This window comes from Candidatus Bathyanammoxibius amoris, assembly GCA_024451685.1.
Classification (GTDB): Bacteria; Planctomycetota; Brocadiia; order Brocadiales; family Bathyanammoxibiaceae; genus Bathyanammoxibius; species Bathyanammoxibius amoris.
The window spans coordinates 1-17309 of record JAMXCW010000021.1 but is presented as its reverse complement, the minus strand read 5'-3'; the positions used below and the strand labels follow the sequence as shown (position 1 = coordinate 17309).

The 17309-nt window shown below is 53.5% G+C and carries 15 protein-coding genes and 1 other RNA gene; 12 read left to right on the top strand and 4 right to left on the bottom strand.

Going from position 1 to position 17309, the window contains the following annotated elements:
- The first annotated feature begins 3 nt into the window (after window positions 1-3).
- From NOU37_09455 to NOU37_09410, 10 genes are all read left to right on the top strand, one after another.
- Window positions 4-2097 carry a molybdopterin oxidoreductase family protein gene (locus tag NOU37_09455; protein MCQ4575453.1) on the top strand — a complete coding sequence of 698 codons (2094 nt, stop codon included), beginning with the start codon at window positions 4-6 and terminating at the stop codon, window positions 2095-2097.
- Window positions 2098-2189: 92 nt separating this feature from the next.
- Window positions 2190-3437, top strand: a complete 1248-nt coding sequence (icd, locus tag NOU37_09450; protein MCQ4575452.1) for an isocitrate dehydrogenase (NADP(+)) — start codon at window positions 2190-2192, stop codon at window positions 3435-3437.
- 122 nt (window positions 3438-3559) lie between these two features.
- Window positions 3560-4063: a tetratricopeptide repeat protein gene (locus NOU37_09445; GenBank protein MCQ4575451.1), complete on the top strand. Its 504-nt coding sequence runs from the start codon at window positions 3560-3562 to the stop codon at window positions 4061-4063.
- Between the two features lie 238 nt (window positions 4064-4301).
- Entirely contained in the window at window positions 4302-5126 is an 825-nt protein-coding gene (locus NOU37_09440; GenBank protein ID MCQ4575450.1) for a TIM barrel protein, read from the top strand.
- A 7-nt stretch (window positions 5127-5133) separates the two neighbouring features.
- Complete coding sequence (locus tag NOU37_09435; GenBank protein ID MCQ4575449.1) at window positions 5134-6618, top strand: B12-binding domain-containing radical SAM protein; 1485 nt, start codon at window positions 5134-5136, stop codon at window positions 6616-6618.
- Between the two features lie 16 nt (window positions 6619-6634).
- Window positions 6635-7618, top strand: a complete 984-nt coding sequence (locus NOU37_09430) for a flippase-like domain-containing protein (protein ID MCQ4575448.1) — start codon at window positions 6635-6637, stop codon at window positions 7616-7618.
- A 268-nt stretch (window positions 7619-7886) separates the two neighbouring features.
- Window positions 7887-8780, top strand: coding sequence for a 4Fe-4S binding protein (locus tag NOU37_09425; GenBank protein ID MCQ4575447.1), 894 nt, complete (start codon window positions 7887-7889; stop codon window positions 8778-8780).
- Between the two features lie 96 nt (window positions 8781-8876).
- Window positions 8877-9821, top strand: coding sequence for a cysteine synthase family protein (locus NOU37_09420; GenBank protein MCQ4575446.1), 945 nt, complete (start codon window positions 8877-8879; stop codon window positions 9819-9821).
- An 18-nt stretch (window positions 9822-9839) separates the two neighbouring features.
- Window positions 9840-10283 carry a M67 family metallopeptidase gene (locus NOU37_09415; protein MCQ4575445.1) on the top strand — a complete coding sequence of 148 codons (444 nt, stop codon included), beginning with the start codon at window positions 9840-9842 and terminating at the stop codon, window positions 10281-10283.
- Between the two features lie 144 nt (window positions 10284-10427).
- Window positions 10428-10670 carry a sulfurtransferase TusA family protein gene (locus NOU37_09410; GenBank protein MCQ4575444.1) on the top strand — a complete coding sequence of 81 codons (243 nt, stop codon included), beginning with the start codon at window positions 10428-10430 and terminating at the stop codon, window positions 10668-10670.
- Between the two features lie 13 nt (window positions 10671-10683).
- On the opposite strand, the gene NOU37_09405 is transcribed toward NOU37_09410, so the two are convergent.
- The 4 genes from NOU37_09405 to NOU37_09390 form a co-directional block, all read right to left on the bottom strand.
- Entirely contained in the window at window positions 10684-12057 is a 1374-nt protein-coding gene (locus NOU37_09405; GenBank protein MCQ4575443.1) for a hypothetical protein, read from the bottom strand.
- A 245-nt stretch (window positions 12058-12302) separates the two neighbouring features.
- Window positions 12303-13652, bottom strand: coding sequence for a replication-associated recombination protein A (locus NOU37_09400; GenBank protein MCQ4575442.1), 1350 nt, complete (start codon window positions 13650-13652; stop codon window positions 12303-12305).
- A gap of 46 nt (window positions 13653-13698) precedes the next feature.
- A non-coding RNA gene (gene ssrS, locus NOU37_09395) (6S RNA) lies at window positions 13699-13882 on the bottom strand.
- A gap of 126 nt (window positions 13883-14008) precedes the next feature.
- Complete coding sequence (locus NOU37_09390; protein MCQ4575441.1) at window positions 14009-14902, bottom strand: hypothetical protein; 894 nt, start codon at window positions 14900-14902, stop codon at window positions 14009-14011.
- Between the two features lie 280 nt (window positions 14903-15182).
- Here NOU37_09390 and purN point away from each other — a divergent pair, with 280 nt between their 5' ends.
- Entirely contained in the window at window positions 15183-15806 is a 624-nt protein-coding gene (gene purN, locus NOU37_09385) for a phosphoribosylglycinamide formyltransferase (protein MCQ4575440.1), read from the top strand.
- Between the two features lie 6 nt (window positions 15807-15812).
- The gene (locus NOU37_09380; GenBank protein ID MCQ4575439.1) at window positions 15813-17099 is read left to right on the top strand and encodes an insulinase family protein; all 1287 of its coding nucleotides are present in this window, start codon (window positions 15813-15815) and stop codon (window positions 17097-17099) included.
- Window positions 17100-17309 lie beyond the last annotated feature (210 nt).

Genomic DNA, 17309 nt, shown 5'->3' with positions numbered 1-17309 from the left:
AACATGAAAAACGCCTTGGGAGAAAAAGTCATTGCATGTGTGTGTCCACTGGACTGCCCCGACACATGCGGCATCCTGGCCCACGTGAAAGACGGCCGCCTTATAAAGATAGAGGGCAATCCGAAGCACCCCGACACCAGAGGGTTCCTCTGCCCGAAGATAACAAAAAACTACCCTGCGAGGGTCTACAGCCCCGAGCGGCTCCTCCATCCAATGAAAAGGACCGGGCCAAAAGGCAACGGCCAATTTGAGCGGATAGGCTGGGATGAAGCGGCCGACACCATCGCCGCCAATTTTAAAAAGATAATCTCGGAAGACGGCCCTGAGGCGATACTGCCCTTTTACGGTTCCGGCACACTTGGTATTGTACAGGGCAAGCTCGCGGGTAAACGCTTTTTCAACCGTCTTGGGACCCTGCAGCTGGACCGTACTATCTGCACCAAGGCCGGCCGCATAGGCTACCTGTACACCATGGGCTCTTCAGAGGGCGCCGACCCCAGGGGGCTGCCACACTCAAGACTCGTCATATCCTGGGGCACAAACACTTTTGCCACCAATGTCCACCAGCTGCCCCTGCTCAGTAAGGCCCGGAGACAAGGGGCTAAATACGTGGTAATAAACCCCTTCCGGGTAAGGGGGGCCGAAGTGGCCGACATGTTCATCCAACCCCGTCCGGGGAGTGACGCGGCCCTTGCCCTCGGTATGATGCACGTAATTATCAGGGAAGAAATCTATGACAAGGACTTTGTGGACAAAAACACCTTTGGCTTCGGTATGTTGTGCCAGAGGGTGGAGGACTATCCGCCTGAAAAGGTGGAAAAACTCACTGGCGTCGGGGCAGAGGAGATAATTGCGCTTGCGAGGCTGTACGCCCGGGAAACGCCGTCTTTTATCTACACAGGTTCGGGCATGCAACACTATACGAACGGTGGGATGACGGTGCGCACCATTTCCTGCCTGCCGGCGCTGGTGGGTGCGTGGGGCCGTCCCGGCGGCGGAATGTTTTTTCCAACAAGCACCGTATTCCCGGTAAGCTGGGACGAACTGGAAGGCAACGAGCTGAGGCCCGGTTCCGGCCCGCCGTCCTGTTTCAATATGAACCGCCTGGGTGACATGCTGCTGGACGACAAACCGGCCATACGCGCCTTATACGTGTTTAACGCCAATCCCCGGGCGGTCCTCTTCAACCAGAACAAACTTGTTGAAGCCATGAACAGGAAGGATTTGTTTGTCGTCGTGCACGAGCAAATCCTGACCGACACGGCGCGCCACGCCGATATATTACTCCCCGCCACCACGCAATTTGAGCAGGTTGACCTGCACGCCTCTTTCTTCCACCTGAACCTCAAACTCAGCCGGCAGGCAATAGACCCCCCCGGAGAATGCCGGTCTAATCTGGATACGTTCAACGTGCTGGCCGGGGCACTCGGCTTTACGGAAAGATGTTTCAGCCAGTCGGGTTGGGACGTTATAGAAGAGGTCTTGAGCCTCGACCACCCCGCCCTTCAGGGCATTACGACTGACCGTCTCAAGTCTGAGGACGGATACGTACCCGTTAACATGCCGGGCACGGCACCGGGGCAACCTTACGTGCCGTATATTGACGGGACGTTTCATAACCCGTCCGGCAAGATAGAATTTTATTCCGATAGGATGAAGGCGGACGGTTACGACCCGCTGCCCGCTTACGTACCTCTCCGTGAGGGACCGGAGACCACGCCCGAACTTAACGAGCGCTATCCCCTGCACTTTATTACTCCATCAGCTAATTCATTGCTAAACTCAAACCTCTCAGACAGCCCTTATACACAACAGGTTGAAAAGGGGCCCACCGTGACACTGCACCCGGAAGACGCAACCACAAGGGGCATTAGCACCGGGGACAAGGTGAGGGTGTTTAATGACCGGGGGACGTGTCTTCTATGGGCCCGAGTAGAAGAAAAGGTAAGGCCCGGCGTAGCCGTCAGCCTGGGTCAGTGGTGGAGCACAAGATGCCCCGGCGGCGCCAACACAAATCACACCACACCCGACTACATTGCAGACATGGGCGGCGGTTCCGCCTTCAACACCAACCTCGTGCAGGTGGAAAAGGCATAAATAAGTGTAGCATCGGCGGCACTCCGGTGTTAAAGTCGACCTCTAATTGCTGGAGCTACTAACATCGAAGCGCGATGAAAGGACAGGCGGAAATGGTAACGTTGAAGAACTACTCGCCCCCGGACACGGGAGATGCGATAACCCTTGTAGACGGGAAGCTGAAGGTGCCCGACAGCCCGGTTATACCCTTTATCGAGGGCGACGGGATCGGGCCCGACATTATGTCCACCGCCAGGCGTGTGTTGGACGCCGCAGTAAAGGCCGCTTACGGTGGCAAGAGAAACATTGTCTGGTTTGAGGTCTTCGCGGGTGCCAAGGCGCTTGAGAAATTCAATGAGTTGATTCCGGAAGACACGTTTGAGGCGATACGCCATTTCCATGTGGCGATGAAGGGTCCTCTCAGCACGCCGGTAGGAAAAGGGTTCAGGTCCCTCAACGTCACCACCCGGCAGACGCTCGACCTCTACGCCTGCGTCAGGCCGGTCCGTTACATACCCGGAATGCCCAGCCCCGTAAAGCACCCTGAGAAGGTCGACATGGTCATATTCAGGGAGAACACGGAGGACGTCTACGCGGGGATAGAGTGGCCCCAGGGTAGTAAGGAGGCGCTTCGCATAATAGAAGTAATAGGTAATGAACTGAACATAAAGATTCCCGAAGATTCGGGGATAGGCATAAAGCCAATCTCAATTAGGCGCACAAAGAGGTTGATGAGGAAGGCCATGGAGTACGCCCTCGCGCATAAGCGAAAGACCGTGACCATTGTGCATAAGGGCAACATCATGAAGTATACAGAGGGCGCGTTCCGCAACTGGGCCTACGAACTGGCCAGAGAGGAGTACGGCCACTGCGCCATTACGGCAAAACAGCTGGCCGATGAGTATGGCGGTAAACAACCGGAGGGGAAAATCCTCGTCAACGACAAGATTGCAGACGAAATGTTCAGATTTGTCCTCATGAGGCCGGAGGAATGTGACGTGCTGGCCATGCCAAACCTTAACGGGGATTACTTATCCGATGCGGTCAACGCCCAGGTGGGCGGGATAGGTATCGCACCCTCGGCAAACATCTCAGACACCATGGGCGTCTTTGAGTCCGCACACGGCTCCGCGCCCAAATACGCCGGACAGAACAAGGTAAACCCTTCCGCCCTGACACTTTCCGGGGCAATGATGCTGGAATACATCGGGTGGGATGAGGCGGCCGGGCGCATTTTATCCTCCATTGCTAAGACCATCTCGGAGAAGAAGGTCACCTACGACCTCGCCCGCCTGATGGAAGGCGCGGAAGAGTTATCCACCTCCGGTTTTGGAGACGAGTTAATCAAAAACATGTCCTGACATCTCTATCATGATAATAGGGGCAGGTCTCGCACCTGTCCGCTGTAGACAACGATGTCCTGCTTTAGCCAGATGCGTACCTTGATTCACCATGCAGACCAGCAGCAAAACGGTGGTCAACGATGCATACCAATACACGGCCCGCTAAGACCCTAATTATTCTACTACTGCCACTCCTGCTGGCAGCCGCTGCCATCCTGATTTTCCCACACGACGCCCCGGCGCAGGACGCACAGGAATGGTGTGACAGGGGCGACGAATTGAGCCGGTCGGGCAGGTATCAAGAGGCAATTAATCGCTACGAAAAGGCGCTCAGGATTAGACCAAAATATACCCGGGCCTGGAACAACAAGGGCTATGCCCTGGGCAGGCAGGGCAAGTACCGGGAGGCCGTCTCCTGTGTTAACAAGTCGCTGGAGATTGACTCTGACAACGCCTATGCCTGGAGCAACAAGGGCGCCATATTGCACAGGATGGGCGCGCAGCCGGCCGAGGTGCTGCATTGCTACGAAAAGGCCCTGCAAATAGACCCAAAACACGTCACGTATTGGAGCGAAAAGAACGTGCCGCTGTCTGAAATGCATGAATATACATGGGTAAAACACGTGGTTGAAGGACAACAATAACAAGGTAGACTGCGAGAGGTTGTGCCTCAGGCATCTGCCTTTGGCACGGTTCACCGGTTTGTCTGGAGGGCATTTCCCCGCCTGCGGAGGACATGCCATACCCTTACAGGGCATAGAACCCAACTGACAAAGATTTCGCCCACACCCCTTCTTGCAATTCAAGTATTTATAGGATATTATATTCGCTTTAAGGTCTACATAACCATTCTTTCCCTGCTACTTATCTGGGGTTCCTCAAATGAAATCTGGTCCGGGAGTTATGAGGGTGAGGGAGGCCATGGCAATACACCATGGCCAGGGGCGGCATGAGGTATTTGATTATCCCACGGGGCGGCTGGGCGAGCTCAGGGAGTTTCTGGACAAACAGCAAAAGCCCTTCAGTCTCCACGCCCCGCTGACGAGGCCCGACTATTTTCCGTACAGCGGGGTAACGTGTTTCTTCATAAACGATGACGACGAGAAGCGGAAGCTCTCCTTTGAACTGATGAGACACTCGGCCGAGGACGCCCGTGACTGGGGGGCGGAATATATGGTCTGCCACCTGACTTACAGAGAAGACACCGAGGACGAGAAAAAGTCGTGGCATCTCGCCTGTCAGGCCGCGGAACATCTCTCAGGGCTTGTGGACTCTACGGGCGTACCCATACACGTGGAGTTTGCGGGCTACGCCGGGGCATTCCGTGAACCCGGGCAGCTTGTTGAGCTCGTGTCAAAGTATCCCGCACTCGGCGTCTGCATAGACACGGGACACACGTTCATATGTTCACAACTGTGGGGCCGCAGCTATCTGAAGGATGTTGAGACTCTGGCTCCGCACGCAATGTCAATGCACCTGTGGAATACAAAGGGTTTTGACCACTGGAAGGAGCACGGCCACGTGCCGCTGCACCCGTCACAAAGTCCGCGTGACGGATGGCTGGAGATAGAAAAAGCGCTTGAGATAGCCCTCGGCCACAATAAAGATTTGAAGCTGATACACGAGTACCGGATCACCGAAATGAACGGCAAAATAAAGGAAGGGTTCGACTGGATCCGGGACGCAGTGGAAAGGTTCGGAAGCTGAAACCCTCATGAAGAAGGATTTCAAGGTATTACTGGTCAACTGCAACACCATGATGGACACCCTCATTACGGCTGGGATAAGTATCCTCGCCGCGTGTCTGAAGAAGGAGGGGATAGAGGTCAGGCTCTTCGACACGACCTTTTATAAGACGGCCGACCGGACCGGCGATGAGGCCAGGGCGCTCACCCTCCAGGTGAAAAAGACCGATTTTAAGGAACTCGGTATCATCCCGAAGGAGACCGACGTCATAGAGGACTTCGAGAAGGTAGTCGAGGAATTTAGACCCGACCTGATAGGTCTCTCCTGCATAGAGGTAACTTACAAACTTGGCGTCGAGATGCTTCAGGCCGTGAGGCATACCGGTATCCCGACACTTGTAGGAGGCGTATACGCCACGTTCTCTCCCCGGATTGTGATAAAAGAGGACTGTGTAGACATGGTGTGTGTGGGAGAAGGCGAGTTGGCCCTTACCGAACTCTGTAAGAAGATGCGTGACGGCGTGGACATTACAAACGTCCAGAACATCTGGATAAAGCGGAACGGCCTGCTCCACAAGAACGAACTCCGGCGCTCCATGGACATGAAGGACCTTCCGTTTCAAGACTGGAGCATCTACGAGAAACAAAGATTCTGGAAGCCCATGGGCGGCAAGATATCATCCACCGGCACCTTCGAGATGAACAGGGGGTGCCCCTACAGCTGCACCTTCTGTGTAAACTCCGGCCTGAATAAACTGTACCGCAACAACGGCGGTTACTACCGTGAACAAGACATACCGCGGCTTATAGACGAGATGGTTCAGAAAAAGGAAGAGTATAATCTGCAGTTTGTCTACCTGGTGGCTGAAAGTTTTCTTACCACGTCAAAGAAGCGCATAGCCGAGTTCGTAAGGCTCTACCCGCAGGTGGGACTGCCCTTCTGGATAGAGGCACGGCCGGAGTCAATAACAGAGGAGTACGTGGACATCCTCGAAACCGTCAATTGCGAGGGGATAAGCATAGGCATCGAGAGTGGTAACGAAGAGGTCAGAAAGAACGTGCTCGGAAGGGACATCACAAATGAAACCACGATAAAGGCCTTCACGTTGTTTGAGGACAGTAAGATACGCGTTAGCGCAAATAACATAATCGGCTTTCCGACGGAGACGAGAGAAAACATATTTGAGACCATAGAGTTAAACAGGCGGATAAACTCCGACGGGGTCATGGTATCCTTCTTCAGTCCCTACAGGGGGTCCAGCCTCAGGGAGGTCTGTGAACTGGAGGGATATATGAAGGAAGAGGATATAGCCAGGGATTACAGGCTGGCGCCCTCGTTAGATATGCCGCAACTCTCTATGTCCGAGCTTTCGGGTCTTCAAAGGACCTTTCCCTTGTACGTAAAGTTTCCCAAGAGCGAGTGGCCGTTAATAAGGATCTGCGAAGACATGGGTTCCGAAGCCGTCAGGGTCTACGAAGAGATGTCTCAGATATATACCGAAAGACACCTTTGATAAATATGAGAATACCATGAAAAGTCTGTGGAAGGTCAAGATAGTCCTCTTAACGGTGGGGCTGGCGGGTTTTGGCTTCCTCCTGTACAGGCTGGACGCCGGCGCCGTCTATGCAGACATCTCGCAGCTTGGGTGGAAGTTCTCCTTTATACTGTTACCCTATATATTCGTCTTCGCCCTGGATACGACTGCCTGGAGATATGCCTTCCACAACCATAACCCGAAGCTGAGTTTTGTCGGTCTCTTTGGCGCCCGTATGGCCGGAGAGTCGATAAATTGTATAACGCCTTCCGGGTATCTCGGCGGCGAACCCGTCAAGGCATACCTCCTGAAGAGTTATGACGTCCCGCTCATGGACGGCATGGCCTCCGTGGTCATATCAAGGACTATTATGACCGTTGCGCAGGCGCTGTTTGTCCTCATAGGGGTTGCCGTCGCATTATCAAGACTCCAGGACACGGGACTTCTCTTGAGCGTCGCCCTGGGTACGATACTGTTCGGACTGCCCCTCGTATTCCTTATAATAGCAAGCAAGAAGAAAGGGCTCTTTACCACAGTTTATAATCTGTTGAAGAGGCTGAATATAAACATACGGTTCCTTGACGAAAGGGAAGCACACATGAAGGAACTGGATGAAAACATCGCCAAGTTTTACAGCACCAACACGAAGGGGTTCTACCTCTGCTTCGCCTACTACTTTGTAGGCTGGTTCGCGGGAGTAATAGAGGTCTATCTGATTCTGACACTCATAGGCGTTCCTATAGACCCTTTAGACGCGCTTATAATAGAGTCCCTTTTCACAGTCGCCAGAACGGCGGCCTCTTTCATACCGGGCAGTATCGGCGGTCAGGAGGGCGGGGTAGTGCTCATCTTCCTGGCCCTGCACCTCACCATGCAGGCAGGCATGACCTTCAGTGTCATAAGACGGATAAGAGAGGCCCTGTGGATAGGACTGGGCCTGCTGGTGCTCGCAAGGTGGGAGGAAAAGGCAATGGCGTGAGGGTTTGAGGGATGTAAACCTGGAATCCCATGATAGAACTTGCGGATGGCCCTTCCGGGCCATCCGTTTTTGTTGGGACAGGTCGTATTGGCGCACCACGGAAAGCCGCACGCAAACGGTCGGGACAACGTTCAGGCTGTCATACCCGTGTACTTCCAGGCTGTACAGCGTATATGTTACACAGTTTGTTTTCTGTTGAAAGGCTCGCAGAAAAATGTTTTAATTAAGTTTCTGCAACATTATTTGTGCATCTTTGTGAGGAATACAATTGACTGAACAAGCTGAAACCCAGCCGAGAATTGACGTAGAGGAGCTGAAATCAGGCGGTTTTATCAAACAGACGCAAAAAGACCTCTTTACCGTGCGCCTGAGGATGCCGGGAGGCAGGATTACACCTGAGAAGCTGGCCAAGGTCGCCGAGGTCGCCAAAAAATACAGCCGCATGGGCTACTGCCATATGAGCTTCAGACAGTCAATCGAAATAATAGGCGTACACATAGAAGACTTCGACAAGGTTAGAGAAGAGCTTTCCGGGGCCGGTATAAAGATCGCCTCGTGCGGTCCAAGGGTCAGGGTCCCCACGGCCTGCGGCGGATGTGAGTATAACCCTAACGGATTGATGGACACCCAGAAGAAGGCCCTCGAGGTGGATGAACGGTCATTCGGCACGCCGTGTCATCACAAATTCAAGACATCGTTCTCCGGCTGTCCCATAGACTGTTCCAGAACCACTGAGATGGACCTGGGCTTTCAGGGGGTTGTGGACCCTGAGTGGGACGAGCCCACCTGCACGGGCTGCACGCTCTGCGCAAAGGCATGCCTGGAGGGGGCCATCATATCAGACAAAGACGGTAAACCGGTATTCGACCCCGCAAAGTGCATATACTGCGGCGACTGTATCCGCGCGTGCCCTACAAACTCCTGGACGGCAAGAAGGAGGGGCTGGACGGTCAGAGTGGGAGGTAAACACGGCAGACATCCTATGCTGGCCAGAGAAGTGTTCAATTTCCTGCCGGACGAAAAGGTCCACGACTTCATCGACAGGACTGTCGAGTGGTATAACAAGAACGGCAAGCGGAGGGAGAGAATCGGCGTGACCATTGAGAGGGTTGGACTGGATAAGTTCAAAAAAGAGGTGGTAAAACCCTTCCAGAAGGATTAATTTTTTCCCGTTACCACCTACACCGCGGATGGTCGAGGGTTCTGACTTAAATCAGCTATCCATTCAAGAGACACGAAATCTAAGATAAGCAGGATGATGAGCGTGCAAGAAGCAAAGACCTGTTCGAGCGCACCTTTAACGGATGAGTCTATCCTTCAACGTATAGGCAACACTCCCCTGATAAGGTTAAACAAGACCGGCCGCGTCCCTGAAGGGGTGAAAATATACGCAAAGGCCGAGTGGTTCAACCCGGGAGGGTCCGTTAAAGACCGCCCGGCCCTCAGGATAATTGAGGACGGAGAGAAATCGGGACGCCTGAAAAAGGGTGAAACCATAATAGACTCGACCTCCGGAAACACGGGCATCGCCTACGCAATGATAGGGGTCGTAAAGGGCTACAACATAACCCTTGTCATGCCTTCCAACGTAAGCGAAGAACGGAAGGCCATCGTAAACGCCTACGGGGTGGACATAGTATATACCGACCCCTTGAAGGGCTCTGACGGTGCCATCATCGACGCGCAGAGAATCGTTGAGGAAAATCCGGGCAAATATTTCTTCGCAGATCAGTACAACAACCCGTCCAACCCTCTGGCCCATTACGACACAACCGGCGTAGAGGTCTGGGAGCAGACCGCAGGGAAAGTGACCCATTTCGTCGCCGGCCTGGGAACTACCGGCACGCTCATGGGCAGCGGCAGACGACTGAAGGAGTTCAATCCAGACATTGAGCTGGTCGCCGTAGAGCCCTCTACATCCATCCACGGCCTGGAAGGCCTGAAACACATGGAAACCGCCATTACCCCGGGAATATACGACGCCGGGCTTCCTGACCGCACGATTGCCGTAGACACCGAGGACGCGTACAAGACGGTCAAGGAGTTGGGGCAGAAAGAGGGGCTGCTTGTAGGCTACTCCTCCGGTGCGGCAATGAAGGCAGCCCTGGAGGTGGCAAATGACATGAAAAACGGGGTAGTGGTCGTAGTCTTCCCGGACAGCGGGAAGAATTATTTGAGCACGAGTTTCTGGAAATATTATTAGCAAGGGATTTAGTGGAAATTGCTGCAACTGGGAAACAAGCTGGTGGAAGAGATAAAAGACCTTGCCAGGAAGAGCTACCCTTGCGAGTGTGGCGGGTTTCTTGCCGGCAAATCCGGGCCTCCCAAAGAGGTCTCCGGAATCTATCCCCTTGAGAACCAGAATAAAAGTACACCGAGGGTGCGTTTTGAGATAGACCCCGGGGAGTTCCGGACGGTCGAGGACCAGGCCACAAAAGACGGCCTGGAGCTGCTGGTGTTCTACCACTCTCATCCCGACCATCCCGCCATGCCGTCGGACTTCGACACCGAGCGCGCGGCCGGGCTTGCGCCTTTCTGGCCGGAACTCTATTATCTCATCGTGTCCGTCGCGGGCACCCCGGACTCCGAGTTTTTTGAGCTCAGTTGCTGGGTCTTCCACGGCGACAGCGGAAACTTTGAAAAAGAGGAGCTTATCCTGGTATAATCTGTTTTACGTAGGGGCGGGTTGTAGATCCGCTTCTGGCGGAGCCCCGTGCCTGCCCCGGACATTCACAAGGGCAACCACAGGGAGTTGCCCCTACAATCAATCAGATATAGCACGGGTGCTCTGTCACCCATAATATTCACCATGACAGAAAAAAAGGAAACACCAGACGGGACGATAGACCTCAGGAACGTTCTCTGCCCGATAAACTTTGTTAAGACAAAGTTGAAACTCGAGGAGATGGAGAGCGGAGAGATACTGGAGGTCTTCCTGGATGACGGCGAGCCCATGCGAAGTGTCCCCAGGAGCATAAAGGAGGAGGGGCACAAAATAATTAAGGTCGACAACCTGGGCAAAGAATACCGGATACTTATAAAAAAGGGTTAGCCCGGGACGGGTATCACGTCTCCCCCTTCATTCCAAGGCGCTCTTTGAGGAACTCGCCAATAGCAGCGACCGTGACAGGCAAGAGCGCAAACTGAAGCCTTAAACTGCAGAGTTCCATAAATATGTCTTTGTACGGTGCGTCTCCGGTCACCAGGTTCCAGAGCCCCTCGTTTATCTGCCGGTTTACCCACGGTTTCCGGTATAGTTTTGCATAGTCCATCTTCTCCACCAATTTATGCTCCCCAACGGCAAAGAGCTCGTAGAGCTTAAACATAATCCTGGCATAGAAATTGTCCCGGGTGAATATACGGTAGGCAGGGTCGTAATAACCCTTCTTGAAGTCCTCTTTTGAGATTCCCCGCTGGAAGGCCGTATCGGCAGCCAGTTGTGCCACAATAAAGGCAGACTCTATGCCGTTTTTGTAAGACCTGGACACACCTGCGTCACCTATCATAACGAGCCTGTCGGAGTAGGGCTGCGCGGGAGTACTAACGGATATCTTCGGAAAGCAAACACAACAACAGTCCTTCAGTACGTCCGACCCTCTGGGCAGCAGCTTGAGGACCGCCGGATGGTCCAGGAAAAGCTTCACCTGCGTGGTACTTATGTCCTTTTTCCCTACAATCGCTATCGTGAGATAATCACCCCTCGGTGTGAGAGAAGCAAACTCTATATCCTTTATGCCCAGGGCAAGGACGTGGATGATGCCCCCGCCACCCTTACCTGACACAAACTCTTTATCCATATCAACCTCTACTATGCAAGTGCGAATCGTGCGCGGCGGGACGTACCCGAAATACATTTTTTTAAACATTTCCATGGTCGGCATATTAATCCCAAAAGCCCCCACTACCAGGTCGGCCTGAAATTGTTTCGCGTCACGGCCATAAATTACGGTGGCCTTGTCCTCAGGCCTCCGGGGCAGTATTACGTCTTTTACCTCTTCATGGATTATACTCGCACCGCGCTCCCTCGCGGTTTTCAGCATAAAGTCGTCGAAGCTGGCGCCTTCTCCAAGATTTGAACCCGGTGGGCCGTTACCCCGGAATACGGTCACTATCCGCGGCCTGTGACCGGACCTGGGGTGGTGTAAAGATATGCTGTCTTCTCGCGTAATAAAATGGTAGCTCTCTATCCTTGACTGAACGCAGCTTTCCGGCACGGAAATGCCCGCGCCGTCAAGCTTGTAGTAAAGGTTCTCGGCCAGCACACCCACACTCATATTGCAACCCCTCTTGTCGGGCCGCGAGAAGTCTCTCCACTCAAATATGGTCACAGAGACGTCAAGCCCCTTCCGCCTGGCCAGACGATTCGCAAAATTCGCGAAAAAGCAGCCTGCTGGCCCTCCTCCTATGATTGCTATCTGTGAGCCGTTCCTGAGATACATACTGCCCCCAATCCTCCATCTCCATACCTTGTCCAGATACCGCTGAAAACTCCCGCGCCCACCGTCTCATGCAGAGGCTGTTCCACACACCTGCATCGTAAAATGAAGCACCTCGTGAAATGAAGCGAAGGAAGATGTCCTGGGGAATTTCTACAACGCCGGGGCCTTGTCAGAGGCCGGTCCCGCCGGCGGCGGACCGGGGTGACGCCCGGTAGTGGAGCGGATTTTGCAGAAGTGTCTTCCTCTCAGCGGCCTTTCTCCTCAGAATTATCCCTGTCGGTTTCCTTTCTCCACTTCTCCAGTCTGGCCTTTATCTCAGATTCGGCACCGACTTTTTTAGGTTTGTAGTAGTGCTTTTTTTGCGGGATGTATTCCTGCTCTACCCATTGTTCCTTGTAATTGTGAGGATACTTGTACCCCTTGCCGTGTCCCAGCGCCGCTGCGCCCGGATAGTTGGCATCCCTGAGATGTCCCGGCACGGCCATCGTCCTTTCCTCCCTCACGTCTTTCTGTGCCTCCTCTATAGCAAGGTAAGCGGCGTTGCTCTTTGGGGCACACGCCACGTACGTGACTACCTGCGCAAGGGGTATCCTGGCCTCGGGCATACCCACAAACTCCAGGGCGCCAAGGGCGGCATTGGCAAGCACCAGGGCCATCGGGTCCGCGTTCCCAACGTCTTCAGAGGCAAAAATCACTACCCGGCGCGCTATAAAACGCACGTCTTCCCCGGCCTCTATCATCTTGGCCATCCAGTAGAGGGCCGCGTCCGGGTCTCCGCCCCGCATGCTCTTTATAAAGGCCGATGCCGCATCGTAGTGGGCGTCCCCGTCCCTGTCATAAACAATGGCCTTCCTGCGGATGGATTCCTCGGCCACCTCAAGGTCATAGTGAATTATACCCCGGCTGTCCGGCTCAGCCGACAGTACACCCACCTCGAGCGCGTTGAGTGCCCGGCGGGCGTCTCCATCCGACATCCCGGCCAGATGTTCCAGGGCGTCTTCTTCCATCTTGACCTTGAAGTTGCCCAGACCACGCTCTTTATCGGCAAGCGCCTTCTTAATCAGCAACTTTATGTCGTCTCCGGAAAGGGGTTCAAACTGGAATATCTGGGAGCGTGAGATGATGGGGGAATTAATGGCAAAGTAAGGGTTGTGCACGGTTGCGCCTATGAGTATAACTGTCCCCTTTTCCACGTCCGGCAGCAATATGTCTTGTTGGGTGCGGTTAAAATGGTGAAGCTCGTCGACAAAGAGAATAGTCTTTTTTTTCAGTCTGAACTGTCTGTCCTTCGCCTCCACTATAATCCGACGGACGTCCTTTACGCTGGAGGTGGTGGCGTTTATCTCCTCGAAATGGGCCCTCGTGGTGTTTGCTATCACGTGCGCCAGTGCGGTCTTTCCCGTGCCCGGAGGGCCGTAAAGCAGGAGGGAGCACAACCTGTCGGCCTTGAGCATGCGCCGCAGCAATTTGCCGGGTCCGAAGAAATGTGACTGCCCCGCGAATTCCTCTATCTTCCTGGGGCGCATCCTTACGGCGAGGGGGGCATCAGGGGGGGGGTCTACCTTTCCGGCATTGTTGAGGTCAAACAGTTCCATACCTTGTCGTCCAGGGTAATGTCGCCGTGTCGTATCCTGGCCTAAAAAAAGCTCCAACCTGCCGTGAGAGGAGTAGGATATCGAGAACCCGCATCTCTTAAGTGGGAGCCGCCAAGAACGTCTTTCTGTCGGCCATAACGGCCGGCATATGGCCTCTTGAGTCGAGCTCCCTCGGTTTGAAGTGTCGGTTCAAACCCCGTGTTCCTCATACACGCACAGGCCAGAGCTTCCTAAAAGAAGTTTATCAGATTATACAAACTAAAGCAAGCGCTTAGGCCGTCTCTTGTAACCCCATAACAGTATTAGTATTGGATACGGTCTTCCGCCAGCCCCTGTCAATTCGCCTGAACACAGGGTTAATCGGACTCAATCTCTTCTTTGTCAGCCTTATATCTGAGGTGCTGGTCCTCCCCCACGTCCACCTTGGTCATAGGAGGAATTTTGTAGAAATTGCCGTCCCCGTCTTGAAGAATTGTATGTCCGTTACCTGTATAGATCCGGGTACCCTCTGGAATGTCTTCCCCCTCCACCAGGGGAATCCACTCACCGCTGCCGGGCAGCTGCATCTCAATCATCTTCTCCGGCACTTCCTCAGAAAGCGCCTTTCCCCCTCCCAACCGGAGCGTCACCGTCAGCCGCCCGCTCTGGCCTTCCGAATCGTAGTCTTTATCGACTATTCTATAAACCGTCAGTCCTGAAGACGGCAGGTCTTCTCTCTTGACGGCTGATTTCTCCTGCTCCCCGGATTGTAAAGAAGACGCCTTCTCGACGACCTGCTTCAGACGGCCCATGGTGCCCGCAAGCCACCCCTCCTTCTTCTTTCCAACGTAACCCTTTTCAATAAGGAGGGTGCCCTTTTCCTGCAGCTCCATGAACTTTATGTCGGTTGGAAGGTCAGCACCGTAGATCTTATCAATCTCCGCCAGCATGTTTCCACCGGCATAATAGTCGCGAAAAAGACTCTCCATATCCTTCGACAGACCTTTTGGCGGAGAAGGCGGCGGCTCGGCGATTGGACCCGGTTCAGGCACCGTGCATCCCGGCTGTTTGTTAAGAACGGCGCCATTTGTTTTCATCCAATTCAACAAACCCCCTGTAAGTTCTCCATAATAGTCATCCACAACCCCTTGAGACACCTCACCCGCAGCTTCAGGCCCCGATGACTCCGAGGCAGCATACGTATTCTCACAATAAAGGACCTGTATGATTAACAATATGAGAAAAACGAAAACAGCCGTGTCCTTTTTCATTACAATGTCCCCTTCGTGCAGAAAAAGGTTTTTTAAGCCAAATAAATAGAGTTCACGTTAAGCCCGGCCCTTCATATTAATGCCATTTTACTTATACCCCGCGCTTAATCAATTCTAATAAATATGCGCAAAAACTACCGGGGCCGGCCGCAAACCGCAGGCAGTCCCTTTTTCGGGTATGGTACATCCGGCAAAAGGCGTTGCTTTTTCAGTTGGGACTGATAGAATAACCCTTGTTCCCATTGACCTTTACAAAGAAACGTTTTCAGGCACTAGAGACATGCAGGGGCCAATACATCTCGCCGTCCTTCTCTCCGGTACCGGCAGAACACTTCAGAACATTATTGAAAAAATAGAGCAGGTGTCGCTTGACGCCCGGATAGAGGTGGTCGTCAGCAGCCGCACGGACGCCTTTGGCCTGGATAAGGCAAAGGGCCACGGTATACCCACGGCCGTGGTCGAGAGAAAAAAATACGGGGACGCAGAGGAATTCAGCACCGAAATCACCGCGGAGCTGGACAAATACAGGGTAGACCTTGTAATCATGGCGGGGTTTAACTGCCTGTACACAATCCCTGAGAAATATGCGGGCAGGGTCATGAACATCCACCCAGCCCTGATACCCTCGTTCTGCGGAAAGGGTCTGTGGGGTAAGAAGGTACATGAGGCCGTGCTCAACAATGGCGTGAAGGTCTCAGGCTGCACCGTGCATTTCGCGGACAACACGTATGATAACGGGCCTATCATCCTCCAGCGGGTCATATCCGTCAGAGACGACGACACGCCGGAGTCTCTGGCAGAAAGGGTCTTTGAGGAAGAATGTGCGGCCTATCCAGAGGCCATACGTCTCTTCCAACAGGGCAGACTAAAGATAGAAGGCAGAAAGGTCAGCGTCCTTCCCTAAACAAACATGTACACCTACGAGAAAGAAGCACTCCAAAACGGGCTCCGCATCCTTTTTATACACATGCCGCACATACACTCAATCGTGGCCGAGGCTTACGTCGGGACCGGGGCCCGCTACGAGAAGGACGAGAAACTGGGCCTCTCGCACCTCCTGGAACACATGCTTTTCAGGGGACCACGGGGCTTTGAGGGTTCACTCGGGCTGTTGCAGGCCGTGGACGACATAGGTGGAGAGGTAGACGCGTATGCCTCTCCCGAACACTCCGCCATAATAATACAGACTCACAAGAAGCACTGCAGGAGGGCCCTTGAGATACTTGGTTCAATCCTCCTGGGAGGAAATTTCAGGGAAGAGGACCTAAACACCGAGAAACGTATCATCCAGGAGGAAACAAGCCTATTCATGGACGAGAAGGGCGACTACGTGTGTCTTGACGACATATCATACGGTCTCATGTGGAAGACGAACGCACGAGACTACGCGCCGTTTGGTGATAAGAAGACCATCGCCGGCATATCAAAGGAAGACCTGGAGGAACATTATGGCAATTTCTTCGTGCCGGAAAATGTCGTGTTATGTATAAGCGGTAATTTCGAAAAGAAAGACGCAAAAGGCTGGATAGAGGACATATTCGGCGGGTTCCAGGGCAAGTTGACCGCGAATAAACCTCCACTCATAGTAGAACAGAAGGCCCCAAAATGTATCTTTAAAAAACTCTCCTCACAAACGACACACTTCAAGCTCTGCCACAAGGCATACCCGTACAAGCACCCGAAAGTCCTGGTGACGCTCCTCATTGCCGACGTCCTTGGAGGGGGTATAAGCTCCAGGCTCTCATCCAACCTGAGGGAGCGACTGGGACTGGTCTACGATATCAGCTCCTACCCGACACTCTTTTCAGACGTAGGTTCCATTGACATATATACGTCTACGAAAAAGGCAAACTTCGAAAAGACCGTTATGGCCGTAATGGGAGAGATAGACAAACTTGTAGAAGGCGGCATCTCACCGAAAGAACTGGCGCGGACAGAAGAAAGGGTCTTTGGGCAGATGCAATTCACCATGGACAGTCCGCTGGCCATGGCCAACTGGTTCGGGGCGGAGGAGTTGTTAATGGCGCCGGCGGAGCCGGACAGGCCGGAGATTCAGGCCCAAAAGGTGCACAACATAACACCGGAAGAGGTGTCTGCAGTAGTACGTGAGATATTCGTACCTGAGAGGCGCAATCTTGTGGTGGTAGGCCCTACAAGTCTGTGGGGAAGAAAGAGGATAAAAAAACTGCTCGAATAACAATCCGCCCTACCGAAACCTGTAAACACGAAAGGGGCAGCGATGTAGAGGACGCGTCCTCTCTACATACATGCCGCCCCTCCGTGAACCCGCACTAAATGCGGGACAAAAATCCCCCGTCCTTCCAAGATGATTACAGTGCCTTCATGAACTCTACAAGGTCCTGGAGTTCGTTCTGGCTCAGCTGTGAGGTAACACCATGCTTGTCAA